General features: G+C 52.6%; 14 protein-coding genes. 4 read left to right on the forward strand and 10 right to left on the reverse strand.

The features are described from left to right. Window position 1: 1 nt before the first annotated feature. The 3 genes from yqjA to exuT form a co-directional block, all read right to left on the reverse strand. Complete coding sequence (gene yqjA, locus HV261_RS05620; protein ID WP_005131462.1) at window positions 2-664, reverse strand: DedA family general envelope maintenance protein YqjA; 663 nt, start codon at window positions 662-664, stop codon at window positions 2-4. 349 nt (window positions 665-1,013) lie between these two features. Further along, window positions 1,014-1,790 (reverse strand): transcriptional regulator ExuR, encoded by a 777-nt coding sequence (gene exuR / locus HV261_RS05625; protein WP_005131459.1) that lies wholly within the window; start codon window positions 1,788-1,790, stop codon window positions 1,014-1,016. Between the two features lie 134 nt (window positions 1,791-1,924). After that, entirely contained in the window at window positions 1,925-3,226 is a 1,302-nt protein-coding gene (gene exuT, locus HV261_RS05630) for a hexuronate transporter ExuT (RefSeq protein WP_048213342.1), read from the reverse strand. 474 nt (window positions 3,227-3,700) lie between these two features. Between exuT and uxaC the strand changes: the two genes are divergently transcribed. The 3 genes from uxaC (at window position 3,701) to HV261_RS05645 (ending at window position 7,378) form a co-directional block, all read left to right on the forward strand. Further along, on the forward strand, window positions 3,701-5,113 hold the full coding sequence (uxaC, locus tag HV261_RS05635; protein ID WP_202037683.1) for a glucuronate isomerase: 1,413 nt from the start codon (window positions 3,701-3,703) through the stop codon (window positions 5,111-5,113). Window positions 5,114-5,128: 15 nt separating this feature from the next. Further along, the gene (locus HV261_RS05640) at window positions 5,129-6,616 is read left to right on the forward strand and encodes a UxaA family hydrolase (protein ID WP_202037684.1); all 1,488 of its coding nucleotides are present in this window, start codon (window positions 5,129-5,131) and stop codon (window positions 6,614-6,616) included. A 207-nt stretch (window positions 6,617-6,823) separates the two neighbouring features. After that, the gene (locus HV261_RS05645) at window positions 6,824-7,378 is read left to right on the forward strand and encodes a YgjV family protein (RefSeq protein ID WP_202037685.1); all 555 of its coding nucleotides are present in this window, start codon (window positions 6,824-6,826) and stop codon (window positions 7,376-7,378) included. A gap of 16 nt (window positions 7,379-7,394) precedes the next feature. On the opposite strand, the gene sstT is transcribed toward HV261_RS05645, so the two are convergent. The 4 genes from sstT to HV261_RS05665 form a co-directional block, all read right to left on the reverse strand. Beyond that, window positions 7,395-8,639: a serine/threonine transporter SstT gene (gene sstT, locus HV261_RS05650; RefSeq protein WP_202037686.1), complete on the reverse strand. Its 1,245-nt coding sequence runs from the start codon at window positions 8,637-8,639 to the stop codon at window positions 7,395-7,397. Window positions 8,640-8,885: 246 nt separating this feature from the next. Continuing rightward, window positions 8,886-9,854: a TerC family protein gene (locus tag HV261_RS05655; protein WP_137382507.1), complete on the reverse strand. Its 969-nt coding sequence runs from the start codon at window positions 9,852-9,854 to the stop codon at window positions 8,886-8,888. Window positions 9,855-10,125: 271 nt separating this feature from the next. After that, entirely contained in the window at window positions 10,126-11,124 is a 999-nt protein-coding gene (locus HV261_RS05660; protein WP_202037687.1) for a Gfo/Idh/MocA family protein, read from the reverse strand. Window positions 11,125-11,196: 72 nt separating this feature from the next. Continuing rightward, a complete protein-coding gene (locus HV261_RS05665) occupies window positions 11,197-11,697 on the reverse strand; it encodes a M48 metallopeptidase family protein (RefSeq protein ID WP_202037688.1) in 501 nt (166 codons plus the stop codon). A gap of 82 nt (window positions 11,698-11,779) precedes the next feature. On the opposite strand from HV261_RS05665, the gene rlmG reads away from it, so the two are divergent. Next, window positions 11,780-12,916, forward strand: a complete 1,137-nt coding sequence (gene rlmG, locus HV261_RS05670) for a 23S rRNA (guanine(1835)-N(2))-methyltransferase RlmG (RefSeq protein WP_202037689.1) — start codon at window positions 11,780-11,782, stop codon at window positions 12,914-12,916. A 129-nt stretch (window positions 12,917-13,045) separates the two neighbouring features. Here the strand turns inward: rlmG and HV261_RS05675 are convergent, their stop codons facing one another. The 3 genes from HV261_RS05675 to ygjJ all read right to left on the reverse strand — a co-directional run bounded on the left by HV261_RS05675 (window position 13,046) and on the right by ygjJ (window position 18,766). Next, window positions 13,046-15,064 carry an oxidoreductase gene (locus tag HV261_RS05675; RefSeq protein WP_202037690.1) on the reverse strand — a complete coding sequence of 673 codons (2,019 nt, stop codon included), beginning with the start codon at window positions 15,062-15,064 and terminating at the stop codon, window positions 13,046-13,048. A 229-nt stretch (window positions 15,065-15,293) separates the two neighbouring features. Then, the gene (gene ygjK, locus HV261_RS05680; RefSeq protein WP_202037691.1) at window positions 15,294-17,645 is read right to left on the reverse strand and encodes an alpha-glucosidase; all 2,352 of its coding nucleotides are present in this window, start codon (window positions 17,643-17,645) and stop codon (window positions 15,294-15,296) included. A gap of 44 nt (window positions 17,646-17,689) precedes the next feature. Beyond that, window positions 17,690-18,766: a protein YgjJ gene (gene ygjJ, locus HV261_RS05685; protein ID WP_202037692.1), complete on the reverse strand. Its 1,077-nt coding sequence runs from the start codon at window positions 18,764-18,766 to the stop codon at window positions 17,690-17,692. Window positions 18,767-18,777 lie beyond the last annotated feature (11 nt).

Below are 18,777 nucleotides of genomic sequence, written 5' to 3' on the forward strand. Positions count from 1 at the left end.
TTTACCCTCGGTTCCCGTATTTCTTTTTCCAGAGTACAACCAGTGAGCCGGCCAGGCCAACCACCAGTAATACGACAGGCAGCAGCATCAGGCAGGACATGAGTTGATCTTCATACTTTAGAAAAACAGGTGTTTTGCCCAGTAGATAGCCCAGCGTGGTCAGAATCAGTACCCACAATAGCCCGCTCATCCAGTTGAAGAACTGAAAACGCGCATTATTCAGGCCTGACAGCCCGGCAATGGTCGGCAGTAATGTTCTGACGAACGCAATGAAGCGACCGACCAACAGCGCGGATAAGCCATGCTTGTGGAAAAGATGATGCGCGCGTTGGTGATAATGAGCCGGAAGATGTGAAAGCCAGTTCTGCACGGTGCGGGTATTACCCAACCATCGGCCCTGAATATAGCTGAGCCAACAACCGAGGCTGGCTGCGGTGGTGAGTAGCAGTACCGTTTGCGGAAAACCCATTGCGCCTTTGGCAATAAGTACGCCGACCAGTACCAGCAAGCTGTCGCCAGGTAAAAAGGCCGCGGGTAGCAACCCATTTTCCAGGAACAAAATTGTAAACAGTACAAAATACAGCATACCAATCATGGAAGGATTGGCCAGAGTTTCAAAATCCTGAGCCCATAAAGCATTCAGTAATTGAGTCAGTAGTTCCATTCAGTATTCCTGGAGAATCGGTTATGGTCACGCCGTTGTTCATGAGTTTGTAATGCCACGATTTTATTGGTGTTTTTTGCATGGATCGCGGTCTGCACAAATTCACGGCCTGAACTGTTCCCTGTTAAGTTGTGAAGTAAGCAAGCACTAACACATAAAAAATTCAAAACGCTTTTAATTGTAACAAAGGTCAACGTAGTCCGTTATATAAATTACGGTGGTTGAGCTCTGATTTTGCTTATCGCAAGGGAGTGAGGCGAGAGGATTTACACAGGCTGACACTTTATACCTAATGCTTACCGAGCGTCAGAAACAGGCGCGGTTATCGCGCCTGTGAAAGTCAGAACGTTTATTTTGTGCTGTTTGCCGCGGTATCCAGATGAACGACCGGATTTTCCGTGAAAAGGTAACGATCCGCGTTGAACTCAAAATCATCGCTGGTTTCGTTAAACAGCATCTGTTTCGTGTTCTCAAGGTGCTGCCACATCGCCAGTTTGGCTGCATGCGGATCTTTGCGAATTAATGCCCGCAGGATCTGGTCATGGTCATCACACCAGTTGTCTACCGTGCGCAGATCAATGTGATCGTGCAATTTCTTCCAGTAGGGGTTGTGAACACGCTGAGTCCACATTTTTTCAACAATGGCGGCCAGAGCTGAGTTTTGTGTCGCCAGCGCAACCTGAACATGGAACTGCAGGTCCCATTCGGAGTCACGAAAGCTTTTTTCGTTGCGCGATTTCTCCTGGATTTCCATCAGTTTCATGATGTCCTGCTTGGTCACCTGGGTGGCGGCAAACTCGGCGATGTTGCTCTCAATAAGCTGACGCGCTTGCAGCAATTCAAAAGGACCGTAGCTGGCGAATTCCAGACCTTCGTCGGGAGCAACATAATGTTTAGGTTGGTTAGAGATGACGTGGATACCCGATCCTTTACGCACCTCAACGTAGCCTTCAACCTCGAGCATGATAATCGCTTCACGAACCACGGTACGGCTGACGTTCTTTTCATCGGCAATAAAGCGCTCGGCGGGAAGTTTATCGCCCACCAGATAGACGCCTTGCTCGATGCGTTCTTTTAGATCGGCAGCAAGTTGTTGGTACAAACGTCGTGGTTCAGTGATTTCCATATGCACTCCAGGCATGATACGGCAGACTATATTTGTTATACCACTTTTGCGATGGCGGCTCTACTCGCACCGACAAAAAAGCCGCCAGTCAACTGGCGGCTCTGCATTATATACCTATGACGACTCGCGTCAGGTTAATTTTGCGTAGCGGGAGAGCCGGTTTGCGGGCCCGAATCAATCTCGCTTGCCGACTTGTTCTGCAGTACCGTCCAGATGACTAACGCACCAAGCAGGTCGAATACTGCCAGTACGGCGAACAGTGGGCTAAAGCCGATGGTGTCAGCCAGGGCGCCAACGACCAGGGCAAACAGAGTACTCGCCAGCCAGGCTGACATCCCCGTCAGGCCGTTAGCGGTCGCGACTTCATTGCGGCCAAATACGTCAGAAGAGAGCGTAATCAGCGCGCCAGACAGTGCCTGGTGAGCAAAACCACCGACGCACAGCAGGGCGATAGCAATATACGGGCTGGTGAACAGACCAATCATCCCTGGGCCAATCATCAGCAGTGCGCCCATGGTGACGACCATTTTACGGGACACGATCAGGTTTACGCCGAACCAGCGCTGGAACAGTGGCGGTAAGTAACCCCCGATGATACAGCCGAGGTCAGCGAACAGCATTGGCATCCATGCGAACATCGCAATCTCTTTCAGGTTAAAGCCGTAGACTTTAAACATGAACAGCGGGATCCAGGCGTTGAATGTACCCCAGGCCGGCTCTGCCAGGAAACGCGGCAGCGCGATGCCCCAGAACTGGCGGTTACGCAGGATCTGGCCAAGCGACATTTTCTTCGCGGTACTGTTTTTATGCTGTGATTCCTGACCGTTAAGGATGTAATCACGTTCTTCGTCAGACAGTTTTTTCTGGTCGCGTGGGTGTTTATAGAAAACAAGCCAGGACATCGCCCAGATGAAGCTCAGGGCACCAGAAATAATGAACGCCATCTGCCAGCTGTGCATGACGATAGCCCACACGACCAGCGGCGGAGCAATCATCGCGCCGATAGAAGAACCAACGTTAAAGTAACCGACAGCAATAGAACGCTCTTTTGCCGGGAACCATTCAGAACTGGCTTTCAGACCCGCTGGGATCATCGCGGCTTCTGCGGCACCGACTGCACCTCGTGCCAGTGCCAGTCCACCCCAGCTACCAGCCAGCGCCGTGGCACCACAGAAGACGGCCCACAGAACGGCGAACATCGCGTAACCTACTTTGGTGCCGAGCACATCCAGCACGTAGCCAGCAACGGGTTGCATTACGGTGTAAGCAGCAGAATACGCTGCGATGATATAGGAGTACTGTTGAGTGGAGATGTGTAACTCTTCCATCAGCGTTGGCGCAGCTGCCGCCACAGTGTTACGTGTCAGGTAACCCAGCACGGTGCCAAGCGTCACCAGTGCGATCATGTACCAACGTAACCCTTTAATTTTACGCATGTAAAACCTCATCGTTTTGTTATGTCCGCTAACGAGCGGTCATCTTCCAGTCCAGGGCGGAGGATGTTCTTTTACGAAGGGCGTGACCGAAAAAAAACCGGCACTGCCCCGAACTTTGCCATGTCAATGATTGTGCTAATTCGGTTTCCGTACCGGTCAATCCGATGGTGGACCATCGGTAATTTGCATTCCGTCGGCTTATGTATCGCGACGGCAAAAAGATAACTTGTCATACAGCTTTAAAAGGTGAGTGCCATCACAAAAGTGTGAATCTTCGTGTGGTCATTAATTCGATTCAGCAAAGCCAGTGCTGGCGCGGCTTGCCATGAGTTTTACCTCTTTGAGAGTAATTTTTTTGTCATCATTTGTTGATCTAACTCACGAAAATATCTTCAGTGTATGGAAATTGGTGTGATAACTTTGACAACATCAAAACATAAGCAATCTGACGCACTCGCTGAGAGGAAGACGATAATGACCCCGTTTATGACTGAAGATTTCCTGCTGGATACCGAATTTGCCCGCCGTCTGTATCATGATTACGCCAAAGACCAGCCAATCTTCGACTACCACTGCCATTTGCCGCCGCAACAAATCGCTGATAACTACCGTTTTAACAACCTGTATGACATCTGGCTGAAGGGTGATCACTACAAGTGGCGCGCCATGCGCACTAACGGTGTCGCTGAACGCCTGTGTACAGGTGATGCGTCCGATCGCGAGAAGTTTGACGCATGGGCAGCCACGGTCCCGCACACCATCGGTAACCCGCTCTATCACTGGACGCATCTTGAACTGCGTCGCCCATTTGGTATTACAGGTAAGCTGTTGTCTCCTGCAACTGCCGATGAAATCTGGAACCAGTGCAACGAATTGCTGGCGCAGGATCAGTTTTCCGCGCGTGGAATCATGCAGCAGATGAATGTAAAAATGGTCGGTACCACCGATGATCCGATCGACTCTCTGGAGCATCACGCTGCGGTCGCGAAAGACAGCACCTTTGCTATCAAAGTGCTGCCAAGCTGGCGTCCGGATAAAGCCTTTAACATTGAACTGGCGACCTTTAACGATTACATGGCGAAGCTGGGGGAAGTTTCTGACACCGAGATCCGCCGCTTTACCGACCTGCAAACCGCGCTAACTAAACGTCTTGATCACTTTGCGGCTCACGGCTGTAAAGTCTCCGACCATGCGCTGGATGTGGTGTTATTTGCTGAGTCTAACGAAGCTGAACTGGATAGCATCCTGGCGCGTCGTCTGGCGGGTGAAACCCTGAGCGAGCACGAAGTTGCCCAGTTCAAAACTGCCGTACTGGTGTTCCTTGGCGCTGAATACGCACGTCGCGAATGGGTGCAGCAGTACCACATTGGCGCATTGCGTAATAACAACCTGCGTCAGTTCAAACTGCTGGGCGCGGATGTCGGTTTCGACTCCATTAACGACCGTCCGATGGCTGAAGAACTGTCCAAACTGCTAAGCAAGCAGAATGAACAGAACCTGCTGCCGAAAACCATTCTCTACTGCCTGAACCCGCGTGATAACGAAGTGCTGGGCACCATGATCGGTAACTTCCAGGGCGAAGGTATGCCGGGCAAGATGCAGTTCGGTTCCGGCTGGTGGTTTAACGACCAGAAAGATGGGATGGAACGTCAGATGACGCAGCTGGCCCAGCTCGGTTTGCTGAGCCGCTTCGTCGGCATGCTGACCGATAGCCGTAGCTTCCTGTCATACACGCGCCATGAATATTTCCGTCGCATCCTGTGCCAGATGATTGGCCGTTGGGTTGCTGCAGGTGAAGCACCGGCAGATATCCAGTTGCTGGGTGAAATGGTCAGAAATATTTGCTTTAACAATGCGCGTGATTACTTCGCCATTGAACTGAACTAAGGCCCGGGTGAAGGTATGCAATACATCAAGATCCATGCGCTGGATAACGTCGCGGTTGCGCTTGCTGATTTGGCTGAAGGAACCGAAGTCACCGTTGATGGGCAGGCGATTACCCTGCGCCAGGCGGTAACACGTGGCCATAAATTTGCTTTACGCGATATTGCGCAAGGCGAAAACGTCGTTAAATATGGTTTGCCAATTGGCCATACGCTGGTTGATGTCGCTGCGGGTGAGCACATTCATTCTCACAACACGCGCACGAATCTGAGCGATCTGGACACGTATAGCTACCAACCGGATTTTCAGGCGGAAGTTGCTCAGGCAGCCGATCGCGACGTGCAGATTTATCGCCGCGCGAACGGCGATGTTGGGGTACGTAACGAGTTGTGGATACTGCCGACCGTCGGCTGCGTCAATGCGATGGCACGTCAGATGCAAACCCGTTTTCTGAAAGAGACCCACGACGCCGAAGGTATCGACGGCGTTCATCTCTTCAGCCACACCTACGGTTGCTCGCAACTGGGTGACGACCACATCAACACCCGCACCATGCTGCAAAACATGGTGCGCCACCCGAACGCGGGGGCGGTGCTGGTGGTGGGGCTTGGTTGTGAAAACAACCAGGTGGATGCCTTCCGCGAAACCTTAGGCGAGTATGATCCTGAACGCGTGCACTTCATGGTCTGCCAACATCAGGAAGACGAAGTGGAGGCGGGGATCGAGCATCTCCACCAGCTGTACAGCGTGATGCGTAACGATAAGCGTGAGCCGGGTAAACTCGGCGAGCTGAAGTTCGGTCTGGAATGTGGCGGATCTGACGGCTTGTCTGGGATCACCGCTAACCCGATGCTGGGGCGTTTTTCTGACTACGTGATCGCGAACGGCGGGACTACCGTGCTGACTGAAGTCCCGGAGATGTTCGGTGCCGAGCAGCTATTAATGGACCACTGCCGCGACGAAGAAACTTTCGGTAAGCTGGTGACCATGGTCAATGACTTCAAACAATACTTCATTGCTCACGACCAGCCGATCTACGAGAATCCATCGCCGGGGAACAAAGCGGGTGGCATCACCACGCTGGAAGATAAATCGCTGGGATGTACACAGAAAGCGGGTTCCAGCAAAGTTGTCGATGTACTGCGCTACGGCGAACGCCTGAAAACGCCAGGTCTGAATCTGTTAAGTGCTCCGGGCAATGACGCCGTTGCGACCAGTGCGCTGGCGGGGGCCGGCTGTCATATGGTGTTGTTCAGTACCGGGCGCGGTACACCGTACGGCGGTTTTGTACCGACGGTGAAAATCGCCACCAACAGCGAGCTGGCCGCGAAGAAAAAGCATTGGATCGACTTTGATGCCGGGCAGCTAATCCACGGTAAAGCGATGCCGCAACTGCTGAACGAGTTTGTCGATACCATCGTTGAGTTTGCCAACGGTAAACCGACCTGTAACGAACGCAATGATTTCCGGGAACTGGCTATTTTCAAAAGTGGCGTAACGTTGTAATTACCCTTCATCTTTTGCACCACAGCGGTGTTGGCTGCGTTCGCCCACCCCGGTCACTTACTCATGTAAGCTCCCGGGGATGTGCGAACTTGCCGCCTTGCTGTGGCACAAAATCTTTTGGGTAAGATTGTTTATGGTGGAATCTAAAAACGGCGTTTCATAATATGGAGCGCCGTTTGTTTTCGCATTACCTGACAAGGATCATTCATGACCGCGTATTGGCTGGCCCAGGGTGTAGGTGTCATCGCCTTTCTGATCGGGATTACCACTTTTTTTAATCGTGACGAGCGTCGGTTCCGGCTACAGCTCGCCGTCTATAGCGCCACCATTGGCGTGCATTTTTTCCTGATGGGCGCCTGGCCTGCAGGAATGAGTGCCGAGCTCAACACTATCCGCACAATCGTTTCGATGCATACCCGCAAGATGTGGGTAATGATGGTTTTTATTGTCCTCACGCTGGTTCTTGGCTTGGCAAAATTACAGCATGCGATGGAACTGTTGCCGATAATCGGTACGCTGGCCAGCACCTGGGCGCTGTTTCGTTGCAAAGGGTTAACCGTGCGCTGTGTGATGTGGTGCGCAACCGCCTGCTGGGTTATCCATAATTTTTGGTTAGGATCGATTGGCGGGACGATGATCGAAGGTAGTTTTCTGGTGATGAACGGCCTGAACATTATTCGCTTCCGGCGCATGCAAAAACGCGGCATTGATCCGTTCAAGATTGAAAAAAGCGTACAAGAAGAGAACCCCTCCGCCCGATGACGGAGGGGCGCAGAGATTAGCCGCGCAGGGCGTTATTTGCCAGACGCTCGTCTTCTGCCTGGCAGGCTGCAGCGGTAAACAGGACGTCTGTCGAAGAGTTCAGCGCCGTTTCACAGGAATCCTGCAATACGCCGATGATAAAGCCAACGGCGACCACCTGCATGGCGATGTCATTCGGGATACCGAACATGTTGCACGCCAGTGGGATCAGTAGCAGAGAGCCCCCCGCGACGCCCGATGCGCCGCAAGCACACAGCGAAGCCACCACACTCAGCAACAGTGCCGTCGGTAAATCGACCGGAATACCCAGCGTATTCACCGCCGCCAGCGTCAGAACCGTGATGGTAATCGCCGCGCCTGCCATATTGATGGTGGCGCCCAGCGGGATAGATACCGAATAGGTATCACGATCCAGGTTCAGCTTCTCACACAGCGCCATATTCACCGGAATATTGGCTGCAGAGCTGCGGGTAAAGAAGGCGTACACGCCGCTTTCACGCAGGCATGCCAATACCAGTGGGTACGGGTTACGGCGAATTTTCCAGAACACCAGCAGCGGGTTGACCACCAGCGCAACCAGCAGCATACAGCCAACCAGTACGGCCAGCAGCTGCGCGTAGCCCCAGAGGGTGGCAAAACCCGTGGTTGCCAGTGTGGAAGAGACCAGACCGAAGATACCTATCGGTGCAAAGCGGATAACCAGTCTCACCATAAACGTGACGGCATCGGACATATCATTGACCAGATTCTTGGTCGTCTCATTACCATGGCGTAGCGCAAAGCCAAGGCCGACTGCCCATACCAGAATACCGATATAGTTAGCATTCAGCAGCGCATCAATGGGGTTAGAAACCATGCTCATCAGCAGGCTGCGCATCACCTCAATAATGCCGGATGGCGGCACGATATCGCTGGCGCTGCTGGAAAGATGCAGCGTCGAAGGGAAGGCAAAGCTGAACACCACGGCGGCTAATGCCGCTGAAAATGTTCCCAGCAGGTAAAGGAACAGAATGGGGCGGATATTGGTTTTTTGCCCGTGCTGGTGGTTGGCGATAGAGGCCATTACCAGCATCAGCACGAGGATTGGGGCGACGGCTTTTAATGCGCCGACGAACAGTGTCCCCAGCAGGCCGACGGCTTCTGCCGCAGGTTTTGAAACCAGTGCCAGCAAAATCCCCAGTACCAAACCGACCAAAATTTGTTTAACCAGGCTCCCCTGCGCCAAACGCGAGATCAGCCCCGATGAACGTAGCATAGTCATGTAGTCATCCTTTGAATTGTGTTGTTGCTCACCCGTTGTGCGTTCTCATGACGCATCTTTCTGGATGTAACAAAGTGTTTGCATGGCTGAGTATAAGGAAAGATGCCGGTTCTGGAAGATAAATATCCTGGTTTCCGCGCTCAGATCATATTTTATAACTTTAAATTAACATTGTTTTGACATGTCCAGCAAAAAGCCCGACGCACGCAATGTGCGGTCGGGCTTTATCAACTAGCTAAGTAAAAGTTACTGTATTTGCTGCTTTTTATCGTGCTGGTGGTTGACCCACGCATTCACAACCAGCGTCACAAACAGAATACCGAAGACCACACCTAACGAGATAGCGATCGGGATATGGTAGAAATCGACGATCAGCATCTTGATACCGATAAACACCAGGATTATCGACAAACCATATTTCAGCATCGAGAAACGCTCCGCCACACCTGCCAACAGGAAGTACATCGCACGCAGACCCAGGATAGCGAACAGGTTAGAGGTCAGTACGATGAACGGGTCGGTGGTGACGGCAAAGATTGCCGGAATACTGTCGACGGCAAAAATCACATCGCTCAGTTCAACCAGGATCAATACCAGCATCAGTGGCGTTGCAAACAGCAGACCGTTTTTACGCACGAAGAATTTTTCGTCTTCAATGGTATCGGTCATACGTAAATGGCCGCGCAGCCAACGCACTAACGGTTTGTCGCCAATACCGGAAGCGTCTTCTTTCGCCAGCGCCATCTTCACGCCGGTAAACAGCAGGAATGCGCCGAACACGTACAGCAGCCATTCGAACTGGGCGATAAGCCAACTGCCCGTGAAGATCATGATCGTACGTAATACAATCGCGCCCAGTACGCCATACACCAGTACCCGACGTTGCAGTGCCGCAGGTACGGAGAAGTAACTGAACAGCATCAACCAGACAAAGACGTTATCTACCGCCAGCGATTTCTCGATCAGATAGCCGGTCAGGAACGCCAGCGCCTGCGGGTCGGCAACGGCACGGCCCTGAGTCTCAGCCAGGTACCACCAGAATGCCGCGTTAAACAGCAACGACAACGTTACCCAGACGATTGACCAGGCCGCGGCCTGCTTCATCGACATCGTATGTGCGCCACGACGACCCTGTAGCAGCAGATCGATGGCCAGCATAATGACCACCACGACAGCGAAGCCACCCCATAACAACGGTGTGCCAACAGTATTCATTTTATTTCCCCATGCATAAAAAAAACGGCCAACGCCGAATGACGTTAGCCGCTGCTTTTTATGCATAGACCTTGCCATTCGGCAAGGTCTCACTTACAACAACAAAGGAATACGACAGCGTATTCCTTTGTTATCGCCCGGTGACCGGATGTGGTTTTTCACACATCGTAATGACGATCAACCGACAACGAAGTTACTCCCCTTTGCGGGTTACAAAATATTACAGGCCATGCCTGCAGTCAATGGCCTGCAACATTCGTTTTACACACTTTTACGCAGTCAGCGGTATCTCAGCATCATCTGCGGGGAAAATAACGCCGGTCTGGCGGCGAATCTCCGTTTGCAGTTTGGCGGTAATACGACTGACGGCCAGTGCCGGATGATCCACTTCGCCGGATTCAACCAGATGAGCAAAAGCCTCTGCCTCATAAAGCATAGTATTGATGTGCTGAGGCACCGTAAGATCCTGCGTTTTGCCACCGCGTGGAATAAAGCACACTTTCTGACACTCGGAAATCTTCTCGACAACCAGCGACCCTGATTCGCCCTGAATTTCGCTGGCCAGCACGGAATCACTGACTTTCGAGTGCTGCAACGTGACGCTAAAATCGCCGTAATTGAGTACGACCACACCGTGGGCATCAACGCCGCTTTCCAGCAGGCTGGCACTTGCCTGAACGCTCAGTGGTTCACCCCACAGCGCAACCGCAGCGGCCAGACAGTAAAAGCCGATATCCATAATCGAACCGTTAGAAAACGCCGGATTAAACGTATTGGGATTTTCACCGTCCAGATAACGCTGATAACGTGAAGAATACTGGCAGTAATTGATCAGCGCTTTCCTGACTCGCCCAATTTTGGGTAGTGATTGCTGTAATAGCAGGAAATTAGGCAGGCTGGCGGTCTTAAACGCTTCAAACAGCACGACCTGATTTTCGTGCGCGCAGGCGATAGCGGCTTCGGCTTGTGCCAGGTTTGAGGCCAGCGGTTTCTCGCAAATGACATGCTTTTTGTGTTGTAGAAACAGCGTTGTCTGCGGGAAGTGCAGAGAGTTCGGGCTGGCAATGTAAACGGCATCAATGGCGTCGCTTTGCGCCATTGCCTCCAGCGAGGTAAACAGATGCTCGACGGGATAATCATTGGCGAAGGTCTGTGCCTGTTCAAGGCTACGGGAATACACTGCGGTTAACTTATATTTGCCGGTTTCATGGGCGGCATCCACAAACTGGCGGGTGATCCAGTTTGTGCCAATCACTGCGAAACGTATCATAAATGCCTTCAGGCTGCGAAAAGGGATCCTTGCGTCAATTTAGCATGCCCTGAAGACAAAGCCAGTGCGCGACTACGCAGTTTGCTTCAGCGATTGTTGCGTGAGCCACAGGCGGGTATCAAACTCCAACTGGTGGTACTGCGGTTCCATATGGCAGCACAACTGATAAAACGCTTTGTCGTGCTCTTTTTCTTTCAGGTGCGCCAGTTCATGCACCACGATCATGCGTAAAAAGGGCTCCGGGGCGTTACGAAATACGGTGGCGACGCGGATCTCCGCTTTGGCTTTGAGCTTGCCGCCCTGCACGCGGGAGACGGCAGTATGCAGCCCCAGCGCATTTTTCAGCACGTGTATCTTACTGTCATACATGACCTTATTCAGCGGCGGGGCGTTGCGCAGGAACTGATTTTTCAGATCCTGGGTATATTGCCAGAGCGCTTTGTCAGTTGCGAAGTCATGTGTACCTGGATAGCGCTTCCCCAGCACTGCGCCCAGGCGCTGCTCAGCAATCAGCGTTCTCACTTGAGAAAGCAAATGTTCCGGGTAGCCCTGGAGGTAAGTTAGTTGGTTCATTCATGTCCACGCAAATCATAAAAGTGTATACTCACGCACCCTTTTCAGGGATACGCCGAAATTTTACCATTCAGGAGGGCCGATGAGCCACATAGACAACGGTTTCCGTTCGCTGTCACTTAAACGTTTCCCGGAAACGGATGACGTTAACCCGCTGCTGGCGTGGGAAGCTGCAGATGAATATCTGTTGCAACAGCTGGACGATACCGAGATTAGCGGCCCGGTGCTTCTCCTGAATGATACTTTCGGCGCGCTGGGTAGTGCACTGGCGGAACATACACCATACAGCATTGGCGACTCTTATTTAAGCGAGCTGGGGACGCGCGAAAACCTGCGCCATAACGATATCGCGGAATCCAGCGTCAAGTTTCTCGACAGCACCGCGGAATACCCGCAGGCGCCGGGCGTGGTGCTGATTAAGCTGCCAAAAACCATGGCGCTGCTGGAGCAGCAACTGCGTGCGCTGCGTGACGTGGTGACGCCAGAAACGCGTATCATCGCCGGGGCAAAAGCGCGTGACATTCATACCTCAACGCTTGAGTTGTTTGAAAAGGTTCTAGGCCCAACCACCACCACGCTGGCGTGGAAAAAAGCCCGTCTGATTAACTGCACTTTCAGTAATCCAGAATTGGCTGATGCCTCGCAGACGCTGAGCTGGAAACTGGAAGGCACCGACTGGACTATCCATAACCATGCCAACGTCTTCTCCCGTACCGGGCTGGATATCGGCGCACGTTTCTTTATTGAGCACCTGCCGGAAAATCTGGAAGGGGAGATTGTCGATCTCGGTTGTGGCAATGGTGTGATTGGCCTGACGTTGCTGGAGAAGAACCCGCAAGCGAGCGTGGTGTTTGTGGATGAATCACCGATGGCGGTTGCATCAAGCCGCCTGAACGTCGAAAGCAACATGCCTGAAGCGTTGGATCGCTGTGAATTTATGATCAACAACGCGCTGTCTGGCGTGGAGCCTTTTCGCTTTAACGCTGTGCTGTGTAACCCGCCGTTTCATCAGAAACATGCGCTGACCGATAACATCGCCTGGGAGATGTTCCACCATGCGCGTCGCTGCCTGAAAATCAATGGTGAACTGTACATCGTGGCCAACCGTCACCTCGACTACTTCCACAAGCTGAAGAAGATTTTCGGCAACTGCGAGACCATCGCCACCAACAATAAGTTTGTGGTGTTGAAAGCGGTCAAAACCGGTCGTCGCCGCTAATAGCGTGTGCCGGATGGCGGCTAACGCCTTATCCGGCCTACAACGAGCTACCCCGTAGGCCTGATAAGCGTAGCGCCATCAGGCAATGATGTGGGCAATTACCTTATCCGGCCTACGAAAGACGTGACGTTAAATTTCCAGTGCCAGTCGGGTGCCTTGCGCAATTGCGCGTCGGGCATCCAGCTCCATCGCCACATCACATCCCCCGATCAGATGTACTGTTTTACCCGCAGCATGCAGCGGATCAAGCAGCTCCCGGCGTGGTTCCTGGCCGGCGCAAATCACCACGTGATCCACATTCAGGATCTGCAGCGCGCCGTCGATCATCACGTGTAGCCCGTCATCATCGATCTTCTGATAGCTCACCGCCGGGATCATTTTTACGCCGCGTGAAAGCAGGGTGGCGCGGTGGATCCATCCCGTTGTTTTACCTAAACCTTGCCCTGGTTTGCTGGCTTTACGCTGCAACATCACTATCTGGCGTGGGCTGCGGGGTAGATGTGGGCCTTCCGGGCGTAAACCGCCGGGCTGCTGCAGGCTGGTGTCGATACCCCATTCCACGCAGAACTCGGCAATATTCTGGCTGGTGGGATCGCCGGGCTGACTCAGATACATGGCGGTATCGAAACCGATCCCTCCGCAGCCAACGATCGCCACGCGTTTCCCTACCGGCGTTTTATCACGCAGGACATCGAGATAGCTCAGCACTTTAGGGTGTTCAATACCGTCGATCGGCGGCATGCGCGGTTCGATCCCGCTGGCGAGGATCACTTCATCAAAGGCTTGCAGTTCGTGGGCGTTAACAAACTGATTGAGTTTCAGCGTGACACCCGTTACGTCGATCATCCGACGGTAGTAGCGCAGTGTTTCATAGAATTCTTCTTTGCCGGGGATCTGCTTGGCGATATTAAACTGCCCGCCAATCTCACCATGCGCGTCAAATAACGTCACGTGGTGACCACGTGCGGCGGCGTTAATGGCAAAAGCGAGACCCGCAGGACCCGCACCCACAACGGCCAGATTCTTCAGGTGAGTGGCTGCAACAATGGGCATTTTGGTTTCATGACAAGCGCGTGGGTTCACCAGACAGGAGGTAACTTTTCCCACGAAAATCTGATCCAGGCAAGCCTGGTTGCAGCCGATACAGGTGTTGATCTCATCGGATCGTCCGCTTTGTGCTTTTGACAGCAGCTCAGCATCGGCAAGGAACGGTCGGGCCATCGATACCATATCGGCATCGCCGCGTGCCAGAATGTCATCCGCAACGGTCGGATCGTTAATACGGTTAGTGGTGACCAGTGGGATCGTCACATGACCTTTCAGCTTGCGTGTTACCCAGCTAAACGCACCCCGGGGGACCGGTGTGGCGATGGTGGGGATACGCGCCTCATGCCAGCCAATACCGGTATTAATTATTGTGGCACCTGCGGCTTCTATCGCCTGTGCTAACTGGACGGTTTCGTCAAAGGTTCCGCCTTGCTCCACCAGGTCGAGCATCGACAGGCGGAAGATAATAATAAAGTCACTGCCGGCACGCTGGCGCACCGCCCGTACGACTTCCACGGCAAAACGCATACGGTTGGCATAGTCACCACCCCAGTCATCATTACGCTGGTTGGTGCGCAGGGTCAGGAATTCGTTGATCAGATAGCCTTCCGAGCCCATCACTTCCACGCCATCGTAACCTGCCTCCCGCGCCAGCTGTGCACAATGGGCGAAATCTTCAATCAGTTGCAGCACTTCATCGTGCGTCAGTTCATGCGGCGTAAAGCGGTTAATAGGGGCCTGAATGGCTGAAGGCGCAACCAGATGCGGCTGGTAGCTGTAACGCCCGGTGTGCAGGATTTGCAGGGCGATTTTTCCGCCTTCGTCGTGAACCGCATCGGTAATGATACGGTGGTGCGCCAGCTGGCTGGTGTCGTTCAGCATCGCGCCGCCTTCCATCCCCACGCCCGATAGCGCGGGCGCAATTCCTCCGGTCACAATCAGGGCTACGCCGTGACGAGCGCGTTCGGCGTAGAACGCAGCCAGCCGTTCTGCACCATCGGGATACTCTTCCAGACCGGTATGCATTGAACCCATCAGCACGCGGTTTTTAAGCGTGGTGAATCCCAAATCGAGCGGGGCGAACAGCGACGGATAGCTCATAAAGGTGTCCAGTATGTAAAATTATTGTTATGTGGTCGGATGAGTTACTAATTTAGCCGTCGCCGCGCAAAAGGGAAAAGGGGAATGCCGTGATTGTGATGGGATTCAAAAAAGGAGCGGGGCCAGAGAACGAATTTGCCGGATGTCGGTGCCAGCACCTTATCCGGCCTGTGAAAATGTGGCTTTGTCGGCCGGATAAGCGAAGCGTCATCCGGCAAAATGCCACCGATTACTGTTTTTTAAGAAAATCGTTATACAGCATGTAAAGATGCGCAGCGCTCCAGGAGAAGTTAGGTGCGCCCTGCTGTGCGCCGGTTAGCGGGTTATAGTTTTCCTGAATGGGGCCTTCTGCCGTCAGCCCTTTGGCATGCTGGAAGAAAGTATCGGCCAGTTTTAGCGCTTCATCGCGATAGCCATAACGCTCCATCCCTTTTAGCCCGAACCAGAACTGATCCACCCACACGCGCCCGCGCCAGTATATGTCCGCGCCGAAGGCCGGATTGGTCAGTGCTGCGGTGCCAAGTGGAACATATGTGTTGAACTCTTTCGGATCGAGCATCACGCTAACTACCGCATCCGCGTGGGATTGTGTGGCCGCACCGTTAAACAGCGGTGACCAGCCTTCCGGGCCTTTGCCACGCTCAACAATCGGTTTTCCTGCGCAGCCGTTTGCCAACGGCTGGTCTTCGATCCTGATGTCGTAGAAGAATCGTGTGGTTGAATCAAACATGCAGGTATTGATGTAATCCGCCAGCTTCTTCGCTAACGTTTGATAGTGCTTCGCGTCTGCTGGTTTACCGAGGATCGTTGCCATCTCTGCCAGATAATGGTTATCACTGTACATGTAGCTGGTCTGATCGACAGACTCCTGAAGCAATGAGTAACCGACCAGATTGCCATTTTTATCCCGGTTTTCAGCAAAATTGACCGTCCAGTCACTGCGTTTACCCCCGTTGGCAATGTACTTATCCAGCTGATCTTTATCGATAAAACCAAATACGGCGGCATCATCACGCCCGGATTCCCAGCCAGCGGCTTCCTGTGCCGGGATCGTCAGGCTGTCATACTGCCCCTTACTGATGACAGCTGCGTAGTGACTCAACCCGGAGAGGGTCTCTTCCTTGTCGCCCTGTTTCACCGTGAATAGCATTTCGCCGCTGTCGGTGTTGTGAGCCTTATCCCGTGTGGCGCCGTACTCAGGGACACCATTTCCATTGTGATCGCGGTTACGTAACCACCAGTCGTGGTACGCGACCAGCTTCGGGTACATCTCTTCGAGCCAGGCCTTATCTTTGGTGACGTTGTAGACTTCCATCACCGACCATGCCGCCAGGCTGGGCTTGGTGTTGCGCTCGTTCCAGTTTCCGCCGTCACCACCACGCTCTGGGATCGTGTTCCAGGTCACTAAGTCGAGGATCATCCCGGCATCTTGCGGGCGTATCGGATCGTTGAGCTGGATTTGCCAGTCAAAGAGCGCACGAATGCTGTCTTTGGCAATCTCTGGGTTGAAGTGCACCATTGCCGAGGCAATTTTCCAGCTATCCCAGGCATAGGTCTGGTTGCCGGAGAACCAACGGGCCGTCACCGACGGCGTTACGGTATTGTGTTTTACTGCGCCTTCCGGGACACGCCAGTTACCGGTTAAGGTTTCAATCGCTTTTACTGCGACGCGAGTTTGCTCGGCTGTCGCATCCGGATTGTTCAACCCTTTTTTGAGGTACTCTTCCCAGCGCTGTTGGGAAGCGAGCATGTAAGACGTCGGGCGCGCCAGAATATCGCGGATTTGCGCCTGTTCTTTACTGACTTCCAGTGAAGTCAGCAGATGTGAATAAGTGGTATAGAACGTGGTGGAACCTTTGATATGCGCCCTGCTGGTGAAGCGATGACCACTGATCTTCGTCTTCATCGGCAGCGATTTATGCACCTGATATTCTGACTCGCCAGAGGTAAGCAGATCCCAGGTCGAACGCACTTTGCCGAAGGTGACTTTCAGGCCATCGCGGGTGGTGACGATTTTGCGCTGATAATCTGGATACTCTTCATCGACGGTTTTGGTCGATGTCGGCTTTCCGTCTTTTGCCTCCACTTTTTCCAGCAGCTCGCCATCCCACACCAGATCCAGTGGAGTATCACTCGTTATTCTGGTTTCAAGCAGCGAGGTGTGTGAATCCGCAAAACGCAGGGTCAGGTTAATTTCGATGCCGGGGGCCGTCAGTTTTTGTATCAGTGCGCCCGGAATGCTGTACGCCTGCATCGTGAAGGCCACTTTTTTACCGCTCTGGTACACCGTCAGGCGATCAAAGTTAGTCGCCATAAAATTAATGTACTCTTCAGTTAGCAGAGCGACGCCGGGGAAGCCCCCCATGGTATTTGGGCCGTCTGGCAGCAGGTGCCCATGCCATGAACCCAGATCGAAGAAAGGATTAAAGCGCTGATGGCTGTCGTTATTGGTATCACGCATATATTCAGGTGCGCCGTGGCGATCGATAACATCTTTAAAATCGAATGCGGTTGCTGCATGCGCTGACATGCTAAATAGTAACGCGCAGGCTAGCGGGGTTAACGAATATATTTTTTTCATAATGACGAAGCTCCTTTTCACATTTAGCGAAATAAACAGAGAAATTAATGACCCCAGTAGTAATACTGCATCAGGAATATTTTGTTATCTGAATCGTCAGTACTGTTACCCAGGTTGAATCGGCTATCAAAAGCCGTGGCGAATTTACCGCCGCCATATTCGTACCAGATGCCGAATTGCGCATAGGATGTGGTTGTGTCGGGATCGTTATCCAGGTTGTGTTGCGCGTAGCTGTAGGCTGTAGAGAGATAAAAGCCTTTAAACGCCTCATACATGGCGCTGACCATTGTGCCGGTTTCCGTTCCCGGATTACCCAGCCCTTCGCCACGTCCGGTATGGTGCCAGACACGTGCGCCGAAGTTCGGCGTCAGAATACCGGTGACAAAAAGCTGGCCGGTGCCATCGGTAATTTCTGTTCCGCCCATCCAGGTGACATCTTTCATAAAGTCATACTGGATATAGCCGTTTGCCATTGCAGGGTAGATATATTTATCGGAGTAGCGATCGTATTTACCAAAATGCAGCCACGCTTTATCTTCATCGGTATGACCAGCCGGTGTCGCGATGATGCTATAACGGAAATCACCGCTAAGGTTTTGTACTTTGACTGCTGTGGCAATATCGCGGGTATTGGGAAGTTCATAACCAAACTCTGGTGTGAAATCTGCCCAATATTGCAGATCGTCCAGGGAAGAGTCGTTATGCAGGCTCAGGATAATTTCGGTTTTATCATCGGTACGATACCCCCCCCAAAAGCGGTTTATCCCTCCTTCAAAACCACCCCAGCCATGATCGGGCACCCAGGCATTACCATCGTGGTCTGCCTGTACTGTCCACCCTTCACCATATATAAGCCCGAACCAGTGGTCATATTGACCTTCCACGCCACCTTCAATATAAGTGCCGTCTTCGTATTTTCCTTTATAATCCCCCTCCAGCGCCGTATAACCTCCCACCCCTATCTCGCCATAAAAACGATATGAAGGTTCGGTATTCGTGATTTCTGGCGTTTTGGTGTCGTCATGTTCGGCAGGAATGCTTTCTGCTGCGACAACCAGAGGCAAGTAACAACAAAAGGAAAGGGCGATCAGTACCCTGGAGGTATTAAGATTAAATGTCATTTTTCTATTCC

The organism is Citrobacter sp. RHBSTW-00671 (assembly GCF_014103415.1).
In the GTDB taxonomy this organism is placed as follows: Bacteria; Pseudomonadota; Gammaproteobacteria; order Enterobacterales; family Enterobacteriaceae; genus Citrobacter.

Coding starts and splice junctions, on each gene's coding strand:
- exuR (WP_005131459.1), bottom strand. CDS start 1,790: ATGGAAATCACTGAACCACGACGTTTGTACCAACAACTTGCTGCCGAT.
- rlmG (WP_202037689.1), top strand. CDS start 11,780: ATGAGCCACATAGACAACGGTTTCCGTTCGCTGTCACTTAAACGTTTC.
- HV261_RS05665 (WP_202037688.1), bottom strand. CDS start 11,697: ATGAACCAACTAACTTACCTCCAGGGCTACCCGGAACATTTGCTTTCT.
- ygjK (WP_202037691.1), bottom strand. CDS start 17,645: ATGAAAAAAATATATTCGTTAACCCCGCTAGCCTGCGCGTTACTATTT.
- HV261_RS05675 (WP_202037690.1), bottom strand. CDS start 15,064: ATGAGCTATCCGTCGCTGTTCGCCCCGCTCGATTTGGGATTCACCACG.
- sstT (WP_202037686.1), bottom strand. CDS start 8,639: ATGACTATGCTACGTTCATCGGGGCTGATCTCGCGTTTGGCGCAGGGG.
- HV261_RS05645 (WP_202037685.1), top strand. CDS start 6,824: ATGACCGCGTATTGGCTGGCCCAGGGTGTAGGTGTCATCGCCTTTCTG.
- uxaC (WP_202037683.1), top strand. CDS start 3,701: ATGACCCCGTTTATGACTGAAGATTTCCTGCTGGATACCGAATTTGCC.
- HV261_RS05640 (WP_202037684.1), top strand. CDS start 5,129: ATGCAATACATCAAGATCCATGCGCTGGATAACGTCGCGGTTGCGCTT.
- HV261_RS05660 (WP_202037687.1), bottom strand. CDS start 11,124: ATGATACGTTTCGCAGTGATTGGCACAAACTGGATCACCCGCCAGTTT.
- ygjJ (WP_202037692.1), bottom strand. CDS start 18,766: ATGACATTTAATCTTAATACCTCCAGGGTACTGATCGCCCTTTCCTTT.
- yqjA (WP_005131462.1), bottom strand. CDS start 664: ATGGAACTACTGACTCAATTACTGAATGCTTTATGGGCTCAGGATTTT.
- HV261_RS05655 (WP_137382507.1), bottom strand. CDS start 9,854: ATGAATACTGTTGGCACACCGTTGTTATGGGGTGGCTTCGCTGTCGTG.
- exuT (WP_048213342.1), bottom strand. CDS start 3,226: ATGCGTAAAATTAAAGGGTTACGTTGGTACATGATCGCACTGGTGACG.